Source organism: Methylomonas sp. BG-2 (genome assembly GCF_057766305.1).
Window position 1 is genome coordinate 1 of record NZ_JBYMAP010000353.1, and the last position, 2,888, is coordinate 2,888.

4 protein-coding genes are annotated in these 2,888 nt (G+C 58.3%); all 4 read right to left on the reverse strand.

What is annotated here, in order from left to right; all coding sequences use genetic code 11:
• A partial coding sequence (locus tag AC3B8H_RS19975; RefSeq protein ID WP_488443272.1) for a hypothetical protein occupies positions 1-184 on the reverse strand: 184 nt, incomplete at its 3' end.
• A gap of 239 nt (positions 185-423) precedes the next feature.
• Positions 424-999: a chemoreceptor glutamine deamidase CheD gene (locus tag AC3B8H_RS19980; protein ID WP_488443273.1), complete on the reverse strand. Its 576-nt coding sequence runs from the start codon at positions 997-999 to the stop codon at positions 424-426.
• Between the two features lie 162 nt (positions 1,000-1,161).
• Complete coding sequence (locus AC3B8H_RS19985; RefSeq protein WP_488443274.1) at positions 1,162-2,025, reverse strand: glycosyltransferase family 2 protein; 864 nt, start codon at positions 2,023-2,025, stop codon at positions 1,162-1,164.
• 115 nt (positions 2,026-2,140) lie between these two features.
• Positions 2,141-2,888: hydroxyacylglutathione hydrolase (gene gloB, locus AC3B8H_RS19990; protein ID WP_488443275.1), on the reverse strand; the 748-nt coding region annotated here is incomplete at its 5' end.

The window sequence follows — 2,888 nt, forward strand, 5'->3', positions numbered from 1 at the left end:
GCAACAATAGGTAAGCCTGCTGGTCGATACACACCTTGTTGAGCTTCCACGTCTGGATCTGGCCTTGAATTTCGATGCGCTCGAGGCTGATGTCCTCCAGCGACAGGGTTCGGCTGGTTGGCGGGGTGGCGTCAGCGGTAAAGGTCGTGGCGGCGAAAAGGACGGCGAGCGATAAGTTGCGCATGGGGTTTTCCTGTGAAATACGGCGAGCCTCGCGGCGTCGGGAGAACGGGGCGCGCTGCCCGCGCCGGTTCGGGCAATTCCGCCAGAACGAGGGGGAATAGAAAGTCTCGAAAAAATCAGCTGACTTTCGGATAGCCGTCGCTGCGGGCCACCACAGCGGATTCCTGCGGTCCGGATAGGCGGCAGCGGTTTCAGCTTACCGTTCCATCGCGAATACCCGGTCGGCGACCGGGAATAAAATCAAATCAAAGCGCCCGCTAGCAGACGATTACCGTATTCCTGTTCCCTGATCAGGATGGTTTCGTTTTTAACGTCGGTCAGTTTTTTGACCAGAACTTTGCCGGACGCCGGGAAGAAATAGACTTTGCGCGGATAAATATCCAAGGTGTCGGAGGCGACGATCGGGATATTGCGTTCGTCCAAATATTCGCGGAGAAAGTCGGCGCTACGGGCGCCGACGTTGTTGCGACTCAGGCAGTTCAGGATATTGCCGCCGCCGAACACTTTCGCTTCCAACTGGTGCGCCTCCGCACCGATGTCGAGCAAGTGCTGAATAAATTTGTCCATCCCTTCGCTCGCCAAGCTTGCCAGACGCTCGCCAACGGGCTGGTCTTCGTTCAGATTGGCCACCATGAAGTGGTTCATGCCGCCGATACCCTTGACGCGATCGCGGATGCAGGCTGTCACGCAAGAGCCCAACACTGTCACGATGACCGCGCCGGCTTGGGCGATGCAATATTCGCCGGGAATGATTTTACTGGCGGCGGTACGCCAGTAAGGGTCGAAGTAGGTTTCGGAGCGGTTTTGTAGATACATGGTCGGATCGAGGTATAAGTCAGTCGGTAGCCCGGTCGTTTAGACTGTCGAGCGTCGATTGGTTTCTAACATAAATCGAGCCAGCCGACGTAGTACTAAAGTATTAGGCTTGCTTACGCTAGCTTCGCCGCCGGGGTTCGGAGCCGGTCCCGCGTTTGGCTCTCATTCGATGTTTTTGTAATGCAGGGACGAAATCTGCTCGGAGACGATGCCGATCATAAAGATCAACAGCGCGGACAGAAACATCACCGCGCTCATGTTGGTGAAACGGTTTTCGGTGATGTAGGTATAGGCATAATAACCCAGGCCGACCCCAAAGATAGAACCGCTGATCGGTAGAAACAGGCGCATCGGCGAAAACAAAACGCCGATGCGCAGAATGATGATAAAAAATCGCAAGCCATCGTGCAGCAGGCGAATGTGACTCTTACCCATCCGGCTGCCGGCATGTATCGAGACATAGGCGACCGGGAAGCCGGAGCGGAAAAAGGCCATCGTGCTGGTGGTCGGATAGGAAAAGCCGTTGGGGAGCAGATATAGGAATTTGCGGAATTTGTCGGCCCTGACCGCGCGAAATCCGGAGGTCAAGTCGTCGATTTTGTGGCCGGTCATCAACGAAGCCAGTTTGTTATAAAAGCGGTTGGCGGCGCGGCGAAACCCGGAGGCGTGACTGCGCAACGAGCGAGCGCCGACTACCATGTCATAGCCTTCCGCCATTTTTTCCAAAATCTGCGGAATATCGGCGGGGTCATGCTGGCCGTCCGCATCCATGAATACCAGAATATCGCCGCTCGCGTGGCGAGTGCCGGTCTTGATCGCGGCACCGTTGCCCATGGCGTAGGGGTGGGAGACGACCGCGGCGCCGGCGGCGCGGGCGACTTGGGCGGTATCGTCGTCGGAGCCGTCGTCGATCAGCAGAATTTCGGCGTCGGGATACAAAGCCTTCAATTTCGGCAAGAAGGTTGGTAAGTTTTCGGCCTCGTTTTTAGCGGGCAATACAATGCTGAGCAATGGCTGGGCGGTCATGTTGGGTGCGTGCGGGTCGCTAAAAACGCGGCGTTGAGCGGTGGCGGCGCGGCTTGCGCGCTTGAAATAGACCGCGAGTCTAGCAGAATTTCGCGCGAGCTAGAATCGCCAGCGCTCAGCCAAACCGGTCTTTCAAACCCCGCAGCTCGGCGAACACGGCGGGCGCCGGACGACCGGACAACCCCAGCGTGCGTTGAATCGCCGGGTCCTGCTCGCGTAGAAACGGATTGGTGGCCAACTCTTGCGCCAAGGTGCTGGGCAAGGTCGGCTGACCGGCATGCCTGAGCGCGATGACCTCGTTCTGGCGTTGGCGCAACGCCGGGTTGTCGAAATCGACCTCCATCGCGAAGCGGGCATTGGCTTCGGTATATTCGTGGGCGCAGAAAATTCGCGTCTCCGGCGGCAGCGTCTTGAACTGTTGTAGCGACTGCCAAAGCTGTTCGGCGCTACCCTCGAACAAACGCCCGCAACCCAGCGAAAACAAGGTGTCGCCGCAAAACAGCGCCGAACTGTCCGGACAATAAAAGGCTATATGGCCGCTGGTGTGGCCCGGCGTGGCGATGACCCGCACTCGCTCGCTTCCCAAGTTAAAGGTCGCGCCGTCCTCGACCGCTAAGTCCAAGCCGGGGATACGATCACGGTCGGCCGCCGCGCCGATCACGCGGCAGCCGCTCATCCGCTTTAACGCCAGATTGGCGCCGACATGATCGCCGTGGTGGTGGGTATTCAAAATGTAATCCAGATGCCAAGCTCGCGCGTGCAATGCGGCTTCGACGGGTTCGGGTTCGGCGGGATCGACCACGGCGGTCGCGCCATCGACAGGGTCGTGCAACAGATAAATGTAATTGTCCGTCAGCGCGGGC